Origin of the sequence: Edwardsiella sp. A.80236 (assembly GCF_044540725.1) — a bacterium.
GTDB lineage: Bacteria > Pseudomonadota > Gammaproteobacteria > Enterobacterales > Enterobacteriaceae > Edwardsiella > Edwardsiella tarda.
The window spans coordinates 140,993-155,892 of the sequence record NZ_JBIUCY010000007.1; the positions used below are offsets into that span (position 1 = coordinate 140,993).

A 14,900-nucleotide genomic window follows, 5' to 3' on the forward strand; every position below is an offset into this window, starting at 1 on the left:
ATGCAGAGGGGCCGGCGCGTTCGCTTTTCTGACCGCTGTGAGATGGAGGTAGGACGATGAGTAAGGTGACGCACTATTATCAGCAATGGCTGGCGGCGTTGACCGAACGCCTGAAGAAGGGTGAGCGCGACATCGACGCGCTGCTGGAGAGCGCGGAGCAGCAACTGCGCCATGCCAGTGACCTGAGCGAGGCCGACATCGAGCAGATCCGTCTGGCGATGCGCCGCGATCTGGAGGAGTTTGCCCGTGCCTATCAGGAGAGCCGCGATGAGATGGAGGACAGCGTCTTCATGCGGGTGATCAAGGAGAGCCTGTGGCAGGAGCTGGCCGACATCACCGATAAGACGCAACTCGAATGGCGCGAGGTGTTACAGGATGTCAGCCATCACGGTGTCTACCACAGCGGCGAGGTGGTCGGCCTGGGGCACTTGGTGTGCGAGAAGTGCCACTTCAACCTGGATGTCTACACCCCGGAGATCCTCCCGCGCTGCCCGCGTTGTGGTCATGACCAGTTCCAGCGCCGCCCCTTCCGCCCCTGAGGGCGATGGCATCGTGGCTCACCCTCCCACGCTACACCGCATAACGCCGTAGCGTGGCGATCAGTAATTCGACAAAGGCCGGGCGGTCGATGGTCAACAACACCTCGCAGTTGGCATCACGCCCCGTCAGCCGATCGCGATCGACCAGCGTCATCCCGGTCGTATAGCGCCCACGCGTCTCCACCCCCACCCAATAGCGCTCGCTGCTGAACAGCTGTGGCGCCAGCAGCCAGGCGATGGTGCAAGGATCGTGCATCGCCGCACCGGGCAAGCGGTTCGGCCCGTTGAGGTAGATGGGCAGGTAGAAATCGAGCATCTCGGCTACCGCGCACGCCACCGGGTTGGCGAGGGCGCGGATACGCTCGACCTCCTCTGGCAACACCAAGGCCTGGTGTGTCATATGCAATCCCGCCATCACCAGCGGGACGCCGGACTGCATGACGATCTCCGCCGCGTGGGGATCGACCAGGATGTTGAATTCGGCGCAGGGGGTGGCGTTACCCGCGCCCATTCCCCCACCCATGAAGACGATCTGCGCCAGGCGTGAGGCCAGCTGTGGGTAGCTACGCAGCAGCAGGGCGGCATTGGTCATCGGACCGGTGACCACTAAGGTGACGGGCTCGGGACTGGCCTGCAGCACCTCGGCCATCAGCGCCAGCGCACCGCGCGCATCGGCATGCCGAGGGGCGTCGGGTAATTGCGTATGCCCCATCCCGGTGCTGCCATGCACCTCCTCGGCGATACGCAGCGGGGAGAGCAGTGGCTGGGCGGCGCCGCCGGCCAGCGGAATGTCGTCGCGCCCCATCAGGGTCAGCAGGCGCAGGGCATTGTTGAGGGTTTTATCCGGGGTCTGGTTACCGGCGCTGGTGGTCACGGCCAACACCTCCAGTTGCGGTGCACGCAGCGCCATCGCCAGGGCGATAGCATCATCCAGGCCAGGATCGCAGTCGATGATCAGCGGTCGTTTCATCGTGTTTCCTCCGTGAAGTCGCCATACGCCGTGGCGATCCGCTCGGCCAGCAGATCGACGAAGGCCTGGCGATCGATATCGGTCAGTAAGGTGGTGTTGGCGGGCAGGCCGTTCAGGCCGAGGCGATCCACCACCGTCATACCGTCGCTGTATTGCCCCGCGGTCTCTACGCCAACCCAGCACTCATGCTGGGTGAACATCTGCGGGCGTAACAGCCAGGCGATGGTGCAGGGGTCGTGCAGCGGAGCCCCCTGGAAGCCCCACTTCTCTTGGCGATGATAGCGCATAAAGAAGTCGAGTAGCTCGGCGACGGTACGCGCCACCCGGTTGCCTAGGCCGCGTAAGCGTTCGATATCGGCGTCGAGGATCTGGGCCCGGTGGGTCACATCCAGGCCGGCCATCACGATGGGCACCCCGCTCTGGAATACCATCTCGGCGGCTTCGGGATCGACGTAGATATTGAACTCCGCCGCCGGCGTCCAGTTCCCCGCCCCGGCGCTGCCGCCCATGATGACGATGCGCTCAATGCGCGGCTTCAGCTCCGGGTGGGTGGCCAGCAGCAGCGCCACGTTGGTCAGCGGGCCGGTGGCCACCAGGGTGAGCGGCTGCGTCGTGGTGCGCAGTGTCTGGGCCATCAGCGCCAGTGCGCCTTCGGGGCGTGGTGCGAAGCCCGGCTCGGGGAGGTCTGGGCCGTCCAGCCCGCTCTCTCCGTGCACGTTATCGGCGATGATCAGCTCGCGCAGCAACGGTTTGGCGGCGCCCGCGGCGACCGGGATGTCGCTGCGGCGCAGCAGGGTGAGGATGCGCAGGGCGTTGCGCAGGGTCTTGTCCGGGGTTTGATTGCCGGCGCTGGTGGTCACGGCCCGCACATCCAGTTCTGGGCTGGCCAGCGCCAGGATCAGGGCGATGGCATCATCGTGGCCAGGGTCGCAATCGATAATCAGGGGTAGTGTCATGGGGAACCCTCCGGTTCGCGTCACGGGATGGTTGGCTTACACCATACTCCCGTGACGCGAGCGCGGACAGTCGTTGCGCGGCAAAGCGTGAGTCAGGGCGCACTCCGGATATGCCGAGCTGCCGCGAGGTTAGTGGATGATTTTGGCCAGGAAATCGCGCGCCCGCGGCGAATGGGGCTGGGTGAAGAAGTCATCCTTGGCCCGATCCTCGATGATCCGCCCCTCATCCATAAAGATCACGCGGTTGGCCACCTTGCGCGCGAAGCCCATCTCATGGGTAACCACCATCATGGTCATTCCGTCGCGTGCCAGGGAGACCATCACATCCAAGACCTCGTTGATCATCTCCGGATCGAGGGCCGAGGTCGGCTCGTCGAACAGCATTGCCACCGGATCCATGCACAGGGCGCGGGCAATGGCCACGCGTTGCTGCTGGCCACCGGAGAGTTGAGCGGGGAACTTGGCGGCGTGCGAGGCCAGACCGACCCGCTCCAGCAGCGCCTGTCCCTTGCTGACGGCTTGGGCGCGCGGCCGTCCCAGCACCTTGATTTGCGCCAGCGTCAGGTTGTCGATGATCGATAGATGGGGAAACAGTTCGAAGTGCTGGAAGACCATGCCGACCTGGGCACGCAGCTGCGCCAGATTGGTGTGGCGGTCGTGTAGCGCCGTACCATTGACGGTGATCTGCCCCTGCTGGATCGGCTCCAGCCCGTTGACGGTCTTGATCAGGGTCGACTTCCCCGAACCGGAGGGGCCGCAGACCACCACCACTTCGCCCTTATCGACATGGGTGCTGCAGTCGTTCAGCACCTGAAACTGTCCATACCATTTGCTGACGTGTTGCAGGGCGATCATACTGCGCTCCTTTTCTTAAGATGGTTGACCAGCAGCGAGGCGCTGAGGCTGATAATAAAGTAGATGAAGCCGGCGAACAGGATCATCTCCAGTTGGGTGCCGTCGCGTTCGCCGATGGTCGAGGCGGTGCGGAAGAAGTCGGCCAGACTTAGGACATACACCAACGAGGTGTCTTGAAATAGCACGATCCCTTGGGTCAGCAGCAGCGGTACCATGGCGCGGAACGCCTGCGGCAGGATCACCAGATACATGGATTGCCACGGTGTCATGCCGAGTGCCAGCGCGGCGGCGTTCTGCCCGCGTGCGACGCTCTTGATCCCGGCGCGGATGATCTCGGAATAGTAGGCGGCCTCGAACAGGGCGAAGGCGACCATCGCCGAAATCAGCCGGATATCCTGTTTGGGGGAGAGACCGAGCACCTGTTGCAACAGGCTCGGCACCACCAGATAGAACCACAGCAGTACCATCACCAACGGAACCGAGCGGAAGAGGTTGACGTACAGGGCGGCGAACCAGGCCAGGGGTTTCCAGCGCGACAGGCGCATCACCGCCAGACAGGTGCCCCACAGGATACCGACGATGACCGCCGTGACGGTGATCTGTAGGGTAATCACCATGCCATCCAACAGATAGGGCAGGCTGGGGACGATAGAACTCCAGTCAAATTGATACATTAGCGGCTCCCCATATTGCCCGGTAGCTGGAGGCGGCGCTCCAGTAGATGCATGCCCAGCATCAACAGCGCATTGATAGCGATATACGCCAGAGTGATGGCCGTGAAGGATTCATAGGCGTGTGCCGAGTAGTCTAGTAGCTTGCCCGCCTGGGCGGCCATGTCGAGCAAACCGATGGTCGAGGCGATGGCCGAATTCTTCACCAGGTTCAGCATCTCGGAGGTGAGCGGCGGCACGATGACGCGGTAGGCGTTGGGCAGCAGCACATAGCGGTAGGTTTGTGCCAGGGTGAAACCGAGCGCCAGCCCCGCATTCTTCTGCCCTCGCGGCAGGGCGTTGATCGCGGCGCGCACCTGTTCGCAGACGCGCGCGGCGGTAAAGAGCCCTAGACACAACAGCGAAGAGACGAAGAACTGGATCGGCGGATCCAGCTCACCCTTAAACCAGTTGCCCCAGTCCGTCGGCAATAACTCCGGCACCACCAGATACCAGGTAAAGAATTGCACGATCAGCGGGACGTTGCGAAATAACTCCACGTAGAGGGCACCGAGGGTAGCCAATGGGCGACTGGGCAGGGTACGCAGGATGCCCAACAAAGAACCTAACAGCAGGGCGATCAACCAGGCTGCCGCGGAGAGGGCGAGGGTCACCTGCATCCCGGAGCCGATCCAGCCCAGGTAGGTGGTTCCGCCGAAGGGTGCCGGCTCGAGGAAGATGCCCCAGTTCCAATCGATAGACATAGATGACTCCGGTTAACCTGCGCGCCGCCAGCGGGCGCGCGAGGAGAGCGATGCCGTGTCCCGTAGGGGGCTACGGGACGACGCGGCGTGGTTATGTTTATTCGGCGATGCGATCGTTGGGTGAGGCGAATAACTTACGCATCTCCTCGGAGAGGGCGAAGTGCAGGTTCATATTCTTCGGCGGGATCGGTTGCTCGAACCAGCGCTGATATCCGCTGGCGGCCTGACCGGAGGTTTGTGCCTGAGCGATGGTGTCATCGACCAGTTTCTTGAAGGCGGGGTCATCCTTACGCAGCATGCAGCCGTAGGCCTCATAGGACTGCGGCGTACCGACGATGACCCAGCGATCGGGTTGCTTGGCCTTGGCGCGCTCGCCCGCCAAGAGGGCATCATCCATCATGAAGGCCACGGCGCGGCCGCTTTCCAAGGTACGGAATGAGTCGCCGTGATCCTTGGCGCTGATGATGCGCATCTTCATGCCCTCTTTCTCGTTCATCCGATTGAGCATGATCTCTGAGGTGGTGCCGGAGGTGACCACCACCGGTTTACCGGCCAGATCGCGGAAGTCATGTACCCCGCTGTCTTTGGCGGTTAACAAGCGGGTACCGACGATGAACAGGGTATTGGAGAAGGCCACTTGTTGCTGGCGTTCGGCGTTATGGGTGGTCGAGCCGCATTCGAAATCATAGGTACCGTTTTGCAGCAACGGGATACGGTTCTGCGAGGTGATCGGCAGGAGCTTCACCTGCAGATTGGGGAGACCGAGTTGCTTCTTTACCGCCGCCACGATGGCGTTGCTGTAGTCCTGCGAGTAGCCGACCACCTGCTGCTTATTGTCATAGTAAGAGAAGGGGACCGACGACTCACGGTGGCCGACCACGATGACCCCATTCTGCTTGATCTTCGCTAACGTGGCCGAGTCGGCGGCGCCGTTATCCGCTACGGCATACAGCGGGAGAGATAATGCTAAAAGTGCCATTGTTAACACAGACTTATGCATGCCTAACTCCTTCCTGTCGAGGGTGTTGTGTCTATCTATTTGTTTTATAATGATTATTTTCATCCGTCTCACGCCGAACGTTAGCGTGAGCCGTGTTGCAGAAAACATAGCGCAATGTAAATAAATTGATATAAATATGTTTATAAAATGAGATGTAACGCGCACCATTTTATGGCGTTAGTGCAGAGATGCACGCCGTTGGGGCGGCCGGTTGCGCCAGTGTGGTGCAAGCGAGGCGGTATGCCATCGCTAGACGACACGTTTGCCCCACTACAGGGAGATATTGCAAGGGATATGCCAAAGGTGGGGGAGGCGGGCGATCTTCGCGATCGCCCGTGAGCGAGATTAACGGCGGCGTAGTGTGTAGAGCAGCGCCAAGGCGCCCATCAGCGCACTGAGGATCCAGAGTGGTGTGCTACCCAGGCGGGCGTAAGGCGTTTCGCCCCGCGTCGGGGTGACGTTCACCTCGAGGACCAGGCGTTTGAACTGCGGCAGGCTGGCGATGACGTTACCGGAGGCGTCGACGGCGGCGGTGATGCCGTTATTGGTGGCGCGCAGCAGCGGGCGGCCTAACTCCAGTGCGCGCATCCGTGCCATCTGGAAGTGTTGCCACGGGCCGATGGAGTTGCCGAACCAAGCATCGTTAGAGACGGTGAGCAAGAAGTCGGTATTGGGCCGGAAATTGGCGCGCACCTGCTCGCCCAGCACGATCTCATAACAGATGGCGGTGGTGAGATCGTAACCCTGAACTTGGAGTGCCGGTTGCACATAGTCGCCACGGCTGAAGGCCGACATCGGCAGATTGAAGAAGGGCGCCAGCGGGCGCAGCAGATCCTCCATCGGGACGAACTCGCCGAACGGCACCAGGTGATGCTTGCTGTAGCGTTGGCGCGCCGGGTAGTGGTAAGGCGTCTCGCCACCTAGCACGATCACCGAGTTGTAGAAGCGCATGCCGTTCGGCCCGGGGCGTTCGTCCACCAAACCGGTGATCAGGCTGCTGTGGTGGGCACGCAGTAGGCGGTCCATCATGGTCAGGAAGGGCTGTTCGTTGGCCTCGGTATCGGCGATGGCTGACTCGGGCCAGATGATGATCGGCGCCTTGCCTAGATAGGGACGGGTGGTGTCGAGATAGGCTTGCAGCGAGGTGATCAGCGCATTCGGGTCCCACTTTAGCGATTGGGCGATGTCGCCTTGCACCATGGCGACATTGACCGACTTCTGCGGCAGGCTTTGATACCAGTGCAGTTGGCGGAGTGGCCAGGGGGCGAGTAAGAGCACCAGCGCCAACAGTGCCGGTAGGAGGCGGCGTTGCACGGCGGCCAAGACCAGCAGGCCGCTGATGGCGACTAACAGGTAGGTGATGGCGTCGACGCCAGCCAGCGGTGCGATCCCTTTCAGCGGGCCGTTGAGCTGGCTATAGCCAAACTGTAGCCAGGGGAAGCCGGTCAGTACCCAACCACGCAGAAACTCGCTGACCTGCCACAGCGCAGGCGCCGCGATGACCAGACGCCAGACGGTGGCACGTGGCCATAGGCGGTTGAGTACGGCGCAGAACAGCAGCGGGTAGAGCGCCAGGTAGGCGGCCAGTAATACCACCAGGGAGACGCTGATCGCCGTCGGCATGCCGCCAAACTGTTCTATGCTGACATAGACCCAGTTGACGCCGCTGCCGAACAGCCCTAGCCCCCAGAGGAAGCCCAGTAGCATCGCCTGGCGAGTGGTGCGGTTTAGGGTGACGGCGAGTAGGCCGCATAGGGAGATCAGTGCCGCAGGCCAGATATCGTAGGGCGAGAAGGCGAGGGTGCCGCAGGCCCCGCAGGCCAAGGCCAATAACGCACGAATGCGTTGGCGTTGCAGTAAAGCAGCGATAGTCATTAATTCTACTCTTTTCACTTCAGAATGGAGATGTAGCCCAATCGTTGTTAAAAAATGGTGACAAATTCTATCCCACAGTGCCTATACTGGTGAAAAATAAAGCAATGATTCGGCTGTTTTTTATGGTGCGGTAACCAGCAGATAACGTGAGGGTAACATGATTATTGGCATACCAAGAGAAATAAAAAACCACGAATATCGTGTCGGTATGACGCCGAGCAGTGTACGTGAAGTTACGTTGCGAGGCCATAGAGTTATGGTGGAAAGCACGGCAGGGGCGGGGATCGGCTATAGCGACGAGCTGTACCGTCAGGCTGGCGCCGAGGTCGTTGCCGATGCCGCCACGCTATTCGCCAGCGCCGAGCTGATCGTCAAAGTGAAAGAGCCGCAGGCGGCGGAATGTGCCCGCCTGCGGCCGGGGCAGATCCTGTTTACCTACCTGCACCTGGCACCCGATCTGGCTCAGACCCAGGCGTTGCTGGCCAGCGGCGCGATCTGCATCGCCTATGAGACGGTGACCCAGCGTGAGGGGGGCCTGCCCCTATTGGCACCGATGTCGGCGGTGGCCGGGCGGATGTCGATCCAGGCTGGGGCCCAGGCGCTGGAGAAGACACAGGGCGGGCGCGGCATCCTGTTAGGGGGCGTACCCGGCGTCGAGCCGGCCAAGGTGGTGATCCTCGGCGGCGGGGTGGTCGGCGCCAATGCGGCGCGTATGGCGCTGGGGATGCGCGCCGATGTGACGCTGCTGGATTGTAACCTGGCGGTGTTGCAACGCTTGGACAGTGAGTTTCAGGGGCGGGTGAAGCTGGTTTACTCTAGCTGCGAGGCGATTGGGCGTCTGTTGCCGACGACCGATCTGCTGATCGGCGGAGTGTTAGTGCCCGGTGCCGCCGCGCCGAAGTTGGTATCGCGTGCGCAGGTGGCGACGATGCGTCCGGGGTCGGCGATCGTCGACGTGGCGATCGATCAGGGGGGATGTGTGGAGACCTCGCATCCAACCACCCACCAGGCGCCGACCTATGTCGAGGAGGGCGTGGTGCATTACTGCGTCGCGAATATGCCGGGGGCGGTGGCCTACACCGCGACCCAGGCGTTGAACAACGCGACGCTGCCCTACATTCTGGCCTTGGCCGATCACGGCTTGGCGGCGTTGCGTCAGGATGCGGGATTATTGGCTGGATTGAATGTGATGGCGGGGCAACTGACCTGCCAGGCGGTGGCGCAGGCACATGGCCTGAGTTACACCGATCCACACCGCCTGTTGGCGTAAGCGCGCTAAACGGGGGGCGAGCCGCCCCCTCGTTTTAGATCTCGACGTCCAGTTTAGGCAGGGGAGCGTTATCCGGGATTTTGACGTGTACCTGGATGATGCGCCGGCTGTCCGCCATGGCGACCTTAAACAGGTAGCCATCGATCTCAATACTCTCGCCGCGTGACGGTAGATGGCCAAAGGCCTGCATCACTAAGCCGCCGATCGTGTCGACCTCCTCGTCGCTGAAGCGCGTCGCGAAGGCCTCGTTGAAGTCCTCGATCTGGGTCAGCGCCCGCACGGTGTATAGGTGGCGGCTGATCTGGCGCACGTCGCGGTCCTCGACCTCATCGTACTCGTCGTCGATCTCGCCGACGATCAATTCCAGAATATCCTCGATGGTCACCAGCCCGGAGACACCGCCGAACTCGTCGATGACGATGGCCATATGGTAACGCTGGGAGCGAAACTCCTTCAGCATCCGGTCGACGCGTTTGCTTTCTGGCACCACGACTGCCTGGCGTAGCACCTTGTCGATGCTGAACGGTTCGGCATCGCTGCGCATAAAGGGCAGCAGATCCTTGGCCATCAGCAATCCTTCGATGTGATCTTTATCCTCGCTGATCACCGGGAAGCGGGAGTGGGCGGAGTCGATGATGACGTCCAGGCACTCATCCAGGGTCTGATTACGCTTCAGGGTGACCATCTGGCTGCGTGGGATCATGATGTCGCGGACGCGTTGTTCGGCGATATCCATCACCCCCTCCAGCATGTCGCGGGTATCGGGGTCGATCAGATCGTTCTGCTCGGAGTCACGGATCAGCTCAACCAGATCGTTGCGGTTTTTCGGTTCGCCGTGGAACAGTTGGTTGAGCAAAAGGGAAAAGAAGCCTTTCTTATGGGGACTGGGGCTGTCGCTATTCTGAGAATGGTCGTCGCTCATAGCGTATGTGTGTGGTTACTCTTTGTCTGGTCAATCTTAACGCCGGCCGCCTGGCGGCCAGCGCAAACATGAACCCGGAGGGTTCGTTCAGTCGGACTCTTTTTCGGCCGCGTAGGGATCGGGATAACCCAATGCCTGCATGATGTCGGCCTCCAGAGACTCCATCTCTTCAGCCTCTTCGTCGCTGATGTGGTCATACCCTAGCAGATGAAGCGCGCCATGCACAACCATATGCGCCCAATGTGAGAGCGGGGTTATGTTCTGTTGCTGCGCCTCTAACTCCACCACCTGACGGCAGATCACCATATCACCGAGTAGCGGCAGCTCAATTTCCGGCGGGGCCTCAAACGGGAAGGAGAGCACGTTGGTCGGGCGATCTTTACCACGGTAGGTGAGGTTAAGCTCGTGGCTCTCCGCCTCATCCACCAGGCGAATGGTGACCTCCGCCTCGTCACGAAAGCGCGGCAGTACCGCCTCGAGCCAGCGGAGAAAGTCGCCCTCGGCGGGGAGGCCGGGGGCGTCGTCGCAGGCGATCTGTAGGTCGAGAATAATATTACTCATGCTTGTTCCTGTTGCTGAGAGGCTTGGGCCTCGCGTTTACGCTCGGCGGCCAGCGCTGCCTTACGTTGCTGATCGGCGGCTTCCCACGCCTCGTAGGCCATGACGACGCGGGCGACGACGGGGTGGCGAACCACATCTTCGCTGTGGAAGAAGTTGAAGCTGATCTCGTCGACCGGAGAGAGCACCTCGATGGCGTGGCGCAGGCCGGATTTTTGGTTGCGTGGCAGGTCGACCTGGGTGATGTCACCGGTGATCACCGCCTTGGAGTTAAAACCGATGCGCGTCAGGAACATCTTCATCTGTTCGATGGTGGTGTTCTGGCTTTCGTCCAGGATGATAAAGGCATCGTTCAGGGTGCGTCCGCGCATGTAGGCCAGCGGCGCGACCTCGATGATGTTGCGCTCCATCAGTTTCTCGACCCGCTCGAAGCCGAGCATTTCAAACAGGGCGTCATACAACGGGCGCAGGTAGGGGTCAACCTTCTGGCTGAGATCGCCGGGGAGAAAGCCCAGCTTTTCCCCCGCCTCGACCGCCGGACGGGTCAGCAGGATGCGGCGGATCTCCTGGCGTTCCAGGGCGTCGACCGCGGCGGCCACCGCCAGATAGGTCTTACCGGTCCCGGCCGGGCCGATGCCGAAGGTGATGTCGTGATCGAGAATGTTGGCGATGTACTGCGCCTGATTCGGGGTACGCGGCTTGATCAGCCCACGCTTGGTCTTGATGTGGATCGCCTTGCCGTAGTCCGGCACGTGTTCGGCGGCCTGCTCCAGCACATGGCTCTCCTTGAGTGCCAGGTGGATCTGTTCGGGATCGATGTCGCCGACCTGGCCGCGCAGCGGGGCGGTCTCCACATACAGATTTTTGAGAATATCGATGGCGGCGCGGACACAGGGGGTGCGGCCGACCAGTTTAAAGTGATTGTCACGGTGACTGATTTCGATCCCCAGGCGGCGTTCTAGCAGCTTGATATTGTCATCAAACGGGCCGCATAGGCTGTTCAGTCGCTGATTATCAGCGGGTTCAAGCAGAAGCTCTTCGGTAGTGACGTTCAAATCGATCCTCGAATGTATTGGTTCGTTGCTGCGCTCAAGCGCCGTCAGGGCTGACGGTGTCGGGCGCGCCTCAATGCGTGCCGCCTGGCGGTCACGCGCAAGAAAACGCTCTCCATCATACATGCCAGGAGGGAACAATTACCAATCCCGGCTGGCCGCATGGCCCGATATGCGTTGCTGTTCGGCGCCGTTTCCGGCGCGGAGAGCAGGCTGGAGGCGTTGGTTTAATCCGATGTAATCATTGCCTTTTAGGCGGGATATTCTACCACTTCCTCCACCGTTTTCCGCCCCTGGTGTATGAAAAACGCCCGGTCCAGAACCGGGCGTTGACGGGGGGAGGGTGAACGGGATGGCTTACGGCTGGTAGCGGCCGACGCCCAGATCGTCCTCTTTACGGGTACGGGCGATCACCGACTGCGGTGATTCGCTGATGCGTAGTCCCATCTCCTCTTCGCTGCGTACCACCACGCCGCGCAGGGAGTTCGGCAGCACCTCGGTGATCTCCACATCGACGAAGCGGCCGATCATCTCCGGTTGGCCGGCGAAGTTGACCACGCGGTTGTTTTCGGTACGACCAGAGAGCTCCATCACGTTCTTGCGTGAGGTGCCCTCGACCAGGATGCGCTGCACGGTGCCCTGCATCCGGCGGCTGTAACGCATCGCCTGTTGGCTGATACGCTCTTGCAGGATATACAGGCGCTGTTTCTTCTCCTCCTCCGGGACATCGTCCACCATGTCGGCGGCCGGGGTCCCCGGACGGGCGGAGAAGATGAAGCTGTAGCTCATGTCGAAGTCGACGTCGGCGATCAGCTGCATGGTCTGTTCGAAGTCCTGCTGGGTCTCCCCAGGGAAGCCGACGATAAAGTCGGAGCTGATCTGAATGTCCGGGCGCGCCTTGCGCAGCTTACGGATGATCGCCTTGTACTCCAGTGCGGTGTGGGTGCGCTTCATCAGGTTGAGGATGCGGTCGGAGCCGCTCTGCACCGGCAGGTGCAGGAAGCTGACCAACTCCGGCGTGTCCTCATACACGGCGATGATATCGTCGCTGAATTCGATCGGATGGCTGGTGGTGAAGCGAATACGGTCGATGCCGTCGATGGCGGCCACCAGGCGCAGCAGTTCGGCGAAGGTGCAGATACCGCCGTCGAAGGTGGCACCACGGTAGGCGTTCACATTCTGCCCCAGTAGGTTGACTTCGCGTACCCCTTGGGCGGCCAGCTGGGCGATTTCGAACAGGACGTCGTCGCACGGGCGGCTGACTTCGGCGCCACGGGTATAGGGCACGACGCAGTAGGTGCAGTACTTGTTACAGCCTTCCATGATGGAGACGAAGGCGGTGGCACCCTCGGCGCGTGGCTCCGGTAGACGGTCGAACTTCTCGATCTCTGGAAAGCTGACATCGACTACCGGGCTGTGGCTGCCGCGTGCGCGCTCGATCATCTCCGGTAGGCGATGTAGGGTCTGTGGCCCGAAGATGATGTCGACGAAGCTGGCGCGCTCGCGGATGTGCTCACCCTCTTGTGAGGCGACGCAACCGCCGACGCCAATGATCAGATCCGGTTTGGCCTCTTTGAGCATCTTCCAGCGGCCAAGCTGATGGAACACTTTTTCCTGCGCCTTTTCACGGATCGAACAGGTATTCAGCAGCAGGACATCGGCGTCCTCGGCATTATCCGTCAGCTCAAGGCCATGCGTGCTGCCCAGCAGATCGGCCATCTTGGATGAGTCATACTCATTCATCTGACAGCCCCAGGTTTTAATATGCAGTTTTTTTGTCATCGACTTGCCATTGCTCAGTGCAGGTGGATCAGGGACGCGCGAACGCCGATGAGGCGCCCACCGGCGGTGGCCGTTGCGTCCGCGGCAGGGCGGCTATTGTAATCGCTTGGCGCTGTCGTGACCAGTCAGATAGCAGGGGGCAAGGCGGGGGAAATCCGTTACACTAGCGCAAAATGTGCGGTGCCGCAGCGGCGGCGTTGAGAGCGAGGAGAGCACAGCGAGATGGCGGAACGAGCGGATAACATCGTCGTGGTCGGGGCCGGAATGGTTGGCGCGGCGGCGGCATTGGGGTTGGCGCAGGCTGGCCTGGCGGTCACGGTACTGGAGCCGCAGCCTCCGGCTTCCTTCATCCCCGGTAGCGATCCCGATCTGCGTATCTCGTCCATCAGCATGGCCAGCGTGCGTCTGTTGGAGCGCCTCGGGGTGTGGGCGTCGGTGTGTGCCATGCGTGCCGTGCCGTATCGCGGTCTGGAGACGTGGGAATGGCAGGATGCTCGGGTGGCCTTTCGGGCTGAGAGTCTCGGCTTGCCTTGCCTGGGGTATATGCTGGAAAACCGGGTGTTGCAGTGGGCGTTATGGCAGGCGCTGGCGGCGGACGAGCGCGTTACGCTGCGGACCGGCACGGCCCTGCGCCAGCTGCGACGCGAGGGCGAGGGATGGCAGTTGCAGTTGGCGGATGGTTCGACCCTGCGTGCCGGGCTGGTGATCGCCGCCGACGGCGCCGAGTCGCGGGTGCGCAGCCAGGCCGGTATCGGCATTCAGGGCTGGCAGTATCGCCAAGATTGTATGCTGATCAGCGTCAAGACGCCGGCAACGCCACAGGATGTGACCTGGCAGCAGTTTACCCCGGCGGGGCCGCGGGCCTTCTTGCCGTTGTGGCCCGGCTGGGCCTCGTTGGTGTGGTACGACAGCCCGGCCCGCATCCGCCAGTTGTTAGCGATGCCGCTGCCGCAGTTAACTGAGGCGATCCAGGCGACTTTCCCCGCCCGCCTGGGGCCGGTGCAGGCGGTGGCCGCCGCGGCCTTTCCCTTGACCCGCCGTCATGCTCAGCACTATGTGCAGGCGGGGTTGGCACTGTTGGGCGATGCGGCGCACACCATCAATCCCCTCGCCGGGCAGGGGGTGAATCTGGGTTATCGCGATGTCGAGGCGTTGTTGTCAGCGTTGCTGACGGCGCGCGCGCGTGGCGAGGATTGGCAGAGCTTGGCGGTATTACAACGCTATCAGCGTCGGCGTCGTCCCGATAATCTGTTGATGCAGAGTGGGATGGATCTCTTCTATGGCGCCTTCAGCAACCGTCTTCCCCCGCTGGTCTTACTACGAAACCTGGGGTTGATGGCGGCGGAGCGTGCCGGGGGACTCAAGACGCGAGCATTGCGTTACGCCATCGGGCTGTGATGTGCGACCCGAGGACCCGGCGCGCGTCGCCGGGTAGGGCGGCCGGATGTCGGCGTGCTTGCGATGAAAAAAAAGCCCACCCGAGGGTGAGCTTCTTTAATGGCTGGGGTACGAGGATTCGAACCTCGGGATGGCGGAATCAGAATCCGCTGCCTTACCGCTTGGCGATACCCCAAGAGTGAGTGACATCTCGCGATGCGCGGCCCGCCTGGGCGAACCGAATAAATTTGGCTGGGGTACGAGGATTCGAACCTCGGGATGGCGGAATCAGAATCCGCTGCCTTACCGCTTGGCGATACCCCAAGAGTG

14 protein-coding genes and 2 tRNA genes are annotated in these 14,900 nt (G+C 61.6%); 3 read left to right on the forward strand and 13 right to left on the reverse strand.

Features of this window, described 5'->3' with window-relative positions:
• Positions 1 to 56 precede the first annotated feature (56 nt).
• Positions 57 to 539: a zinc ribbon-containing protein gene (locus ACEQFP_RS08415; RefSeq protein ID WP_005289114.1), complete on the forward strand. Its 483-nt coding sequence runs from the start codon at positions 57 to 59 to the stop codon at positions 537 to 539.
• Between the two features lie 31 nt (positions 540 to 570).
• Here ACEQFP_RS08415 and rihA (ACEQFP_RS08420) read toward each other — a convergent pair whose 3' ends face one another.
• The 7 genes from rihA (ACEQFP_RS08420) to lnt all read right to left on the reverse strand — a co-directional run bounded on the left by rihA (ACEQFP_RS08420) (position 571) and on the right by lnt (position 7,609).
• Complete coding sequence (rihA, locus tag ACEQFP_RS08420) at positions 571 to 1,509, reverse strand: pyrimidine-specific ribonucleoside hydrolase RihA (protein WP_005289112.1); 939 nt, start codon at positions 1,507 to 1,509, stop codon at positions 571 to 573.
• Positions 1,506 to 2,465, reverse strand: coding sequence for a pyrimidine-specific ribonucleoside hydrolase RihA (gene rihA, locus ACEQFP_RS08425; RefSeq protein WP_005289109.1), 960 nt, complete (start codon positions 2,463 to 2,465; stop codon positions 1,506 to 1,508). Before rihA (ACEQFP_RS08425) ends, rihA (ACEQFP_RS08420) begins: the two co-directional genes overlap by 4 nt.
• Before the next feature lie 129 nt (positions 2,466 to 2,594).
• Positions 2,595 to 3,320 carry an amino acid ABC transporter ATP-binding protein gene (locus ACEQFP_RS08430; RefSeq protein WP_005289105.1) on the reverse strand — a complete coding sequence of 242 codons (726 nt, stop codon included), beginning with the start codon at positions 3,318 to 3,320 and terminating at the stop codon, positions 2,595 to 2,597.
• On the reverse strand, positions 3,317 to 3,994 hold the full coding sequence (gltK, locus tag ACEQFP_RS08435) for a glutamate/aspartate ABC transporter permease GltK (protein ID WP_035597435.1): 678 nt from the start codon (positions 3,992 to 3,994) through the stop codon (positions 3,317 to 3,319). Before gltK ends, ACEQFP_RS08430 begins: the two co-directional genes overlap by 4 nt.
• A complete protein-coding gene (locus tag ACEQFP_RS08440) occupies positions 3,994 to 4,734 on the reverse strand; it encodes an amino acid ABC transporter permease (protein ID WP_005289099.1) in 741 nt (246 codons plus the stop codon). The genes gltK and ACEQFP_RS08440 overlap by 1 nt, the downstream gene beginning before the upstream one ends.
• A gap of 97 nt (positions 4,735 to 4,831) precedes the next feature.
• On the reverse strand, positions 4,832 to 5,734 hold the full coding sequence (locus ACEQFP_RS08445; protein ID WP_396464156.1) for a glutamate/aspartate ABC transporter substrate-binding protein: 903 nt from the start codon (positions 5,732 to 5,734) through the stop codon (positions 4,832 to 4,834).
• 345 nt (positions 5,735 to 6,079) lie between these two features.
• Positions 6,080 to 7,609: an apolipoprotein N-acyltransferase gene (lnt, locus tag ACEQFP_RS08450; RefSeq protein WP_370547251.1), complete on the reverse strand. Its 1,530-nt coding sequence runs from the start codon at positions 7,607 to 7,609 to the stop codon at positions 6,080 to 6,082.
• A gap of 157 nt (positions 7,610 to 7,766) precedes the next feature.
• Here lnt and ald point away from each other — a divergent pair, with 157 nt between their 5' ends.
• Complete coding sequence (gene ald, locus ACEQFP_RS08455; protein ID WP_370547252.1) at positions 7,767 to 8,879, forward strand: alanine dehydrogenase; 1,113 nt, start codon at positions 7,767 to 7,769, stop codon at positions 8,877 to 8,879.
• A 34-nt stretch (positions 8,880 to 8,913) separates the two neighbouring features.
• Here the strand turns inward: ald and corC are convergent, their stop codons facing one another.
• The 4 genes from corC to miaB form a co-directional block, all read right to left on the reverse strand.
• A complete protein-coding gene (gene corC / locus ACEQFP_RS08460) occupies positions 8,914 to 9,801 on the reverse strand; it encodes a CNNM family magnesium/cobalt transport protein CorC (protein WP_005289077.1) in 888 nt (295 codons plus the stop codon).
• A gap of 87 nt (positions 9,802 to 9,888) precedes the next feature.
• On the reverse strand, positions 9,889 to 10,362 hold the full coding sequence (ybeY, locus tag ACEQFP_RS08465) for an rRNA maturation RNase YbeY (protein WP_005289073.1): 474 nt from the start codon (positions 10,360 to 10,362) through the stop codon (positions 9,889 to 9,891).
• Positions 10,359 to 11,414: a PhoH family protein gene (locus ACEQFP_RS08470; RefSeq protein ID WP_005295300.1), complete on the reverse strand. Its 1,056-nt coding sequence runs from the start codon at positions 11,412 to 11,414 to the stop codon at positions 10,359 to 10,361. Before ACEQFP_RS08470 ends, ybeY begins: the two co-directional genes overlap by 4 nt.
• Before the next feature lie 354 nt (positions 11,415 to 11,768).
• Positions 11,769 to 13,193: a tRNA (N6-isopentenyl adenosine(37)-C2)-methylthiotransferase MiaB gene (gene miaB, locus ACEQFP_RS08475; protein WP_005289066.1), complete on the reverse strand. Its 1,425-nt coding sequence runs from the start codon at positions 13,191 to 13,193 to the stop codon at positions 11,769 to 11,771.
• A 222-nt stretch (positions 13,194 to 13,415) separates the two neighbouring features.
• On the opposite strand from miaB, the gene ubiF reads away from it, so the two are divergent.
• Complete coding sequence (gene ubiF / locus ACEQFP_RS08480) at positions 13,416 to 14,591, forward strand: 3-demethoxyubiquinol 3-hydroxylase (RefSeq protein WP_005289064.1); 1,176 nt, start codon at positions 13,416 to 13,418, stop codon at positions 14,589 to 14,591.
• Positions 14,592 to 14,691: 100 nt separating this feature from the next.
• Here the strand turns inward: ubiF and ACEQFP_RS08485 are convergent.
• A tRNA-Gln gene (locus tag ACEQFP_RS08485) sits at positions 14,692 to 14,766 on the reverse strand.
• 53 nt (positions 14,767 to 14,819) lie between these two features.
• A tRNA-Gln gene (locus ACEQFP_RS08490) sits at positions 14,820 to 14,894 on the reverse strand.
• Between the last annotated feature and the right edge of the window lie 6 nt (positions 14,895 to 14,900).

Excerpts from the sequence above, each read along its gene's own strand:
- gltK (WP_035597435.1), bottom strand. The coding sequence starts at position 3,994 with ATGTATCAATTTGACTGGAGTTCTATCGTCCCCAGCCTGCCCTATCTG.
- corC (WP_005289077.1), bottom strand. The coding sequence starts at position 9,801 with ATGAGCGACGACCATTCTCAGAATAGCGACAGCCCCAGTCCCCATAAG.
- ACEQFP_RS08440 (WP_005289099.1), bottom strand. The coding sequence starts at position 4,734 with ATGTCTATCGATTGGAACTGGGGCATCTTCCTCGAGCCGGCACCCTTC.
- rihA (WP_005289112.1), bottom strand. The coding sequence starts at position 1,509 with ATGAAACGACCGCTGATCATCGACTGCGATCCTGGCCTGGATGATGCT.
- ACEQFP_RS08415 (WP_005289114.1), top strand. The coding sequence starts at position 57 with ATGAGTAAGGTGACGCACTATTATCAGCAATGGCTGGCGGCGTTGACC.
- ybeY (WP_005289073.1), bottom strand. The coding sequence starts at position 10,362 with ATGAGTAATATTATTCTCGACCTACAGATCGCCTGCGACGACGCCCCC.
- ald (WP_370547252.1), top strand. The coding sequence starts at position 7,767 with ATGATTATTGGCATACCAAGAGAAATAAAAAACCACGAATATCGTGTC.
- miaB (WP_005289066.1), bottom strand. The coding sequence starts at position 13,193 with ATGACAAAAAAACTGCATATTAAAACCTGGGGCTGTCAGATGAATGAG.
- lnt (WP_370547251.1), bottom strand. The coding sequence starts at position 7,609 with ATGACTATCGCTGCTTTACTGCAACGCCAACGCATTCGTGCGTTATTG.
- ubiF (WP_005289064.1), top strand. The coding sequence starts at position 13,416 with ATGGCGGAACGAGCGGATAACATCGTCGTGGTCGGGGCCGGAATGGTT.
- rihA (WP_005289109.1), bottom strand. The coding sequence starts at position 2,465 with ATGACACTACCCCTGATTATCGATTGCGACCCTGGCCACGATGATGCC.
- ACEQFP_RS08445 (WP_396464156.1), bottom strand. The coding sequence starts at position 5,734 with ATGCATAAGTCTGTGTTAACAATGGCACTTTTAGCATTATCTCTCCCG.
- ACEQFP_RS08430 (WP_005289105.1), bottom strand. The coding sequence starts at position 3,320 with ATGATCGCCCTGCAACACGTCAGCAAATGGTATGGACAGTTTCAGGTG.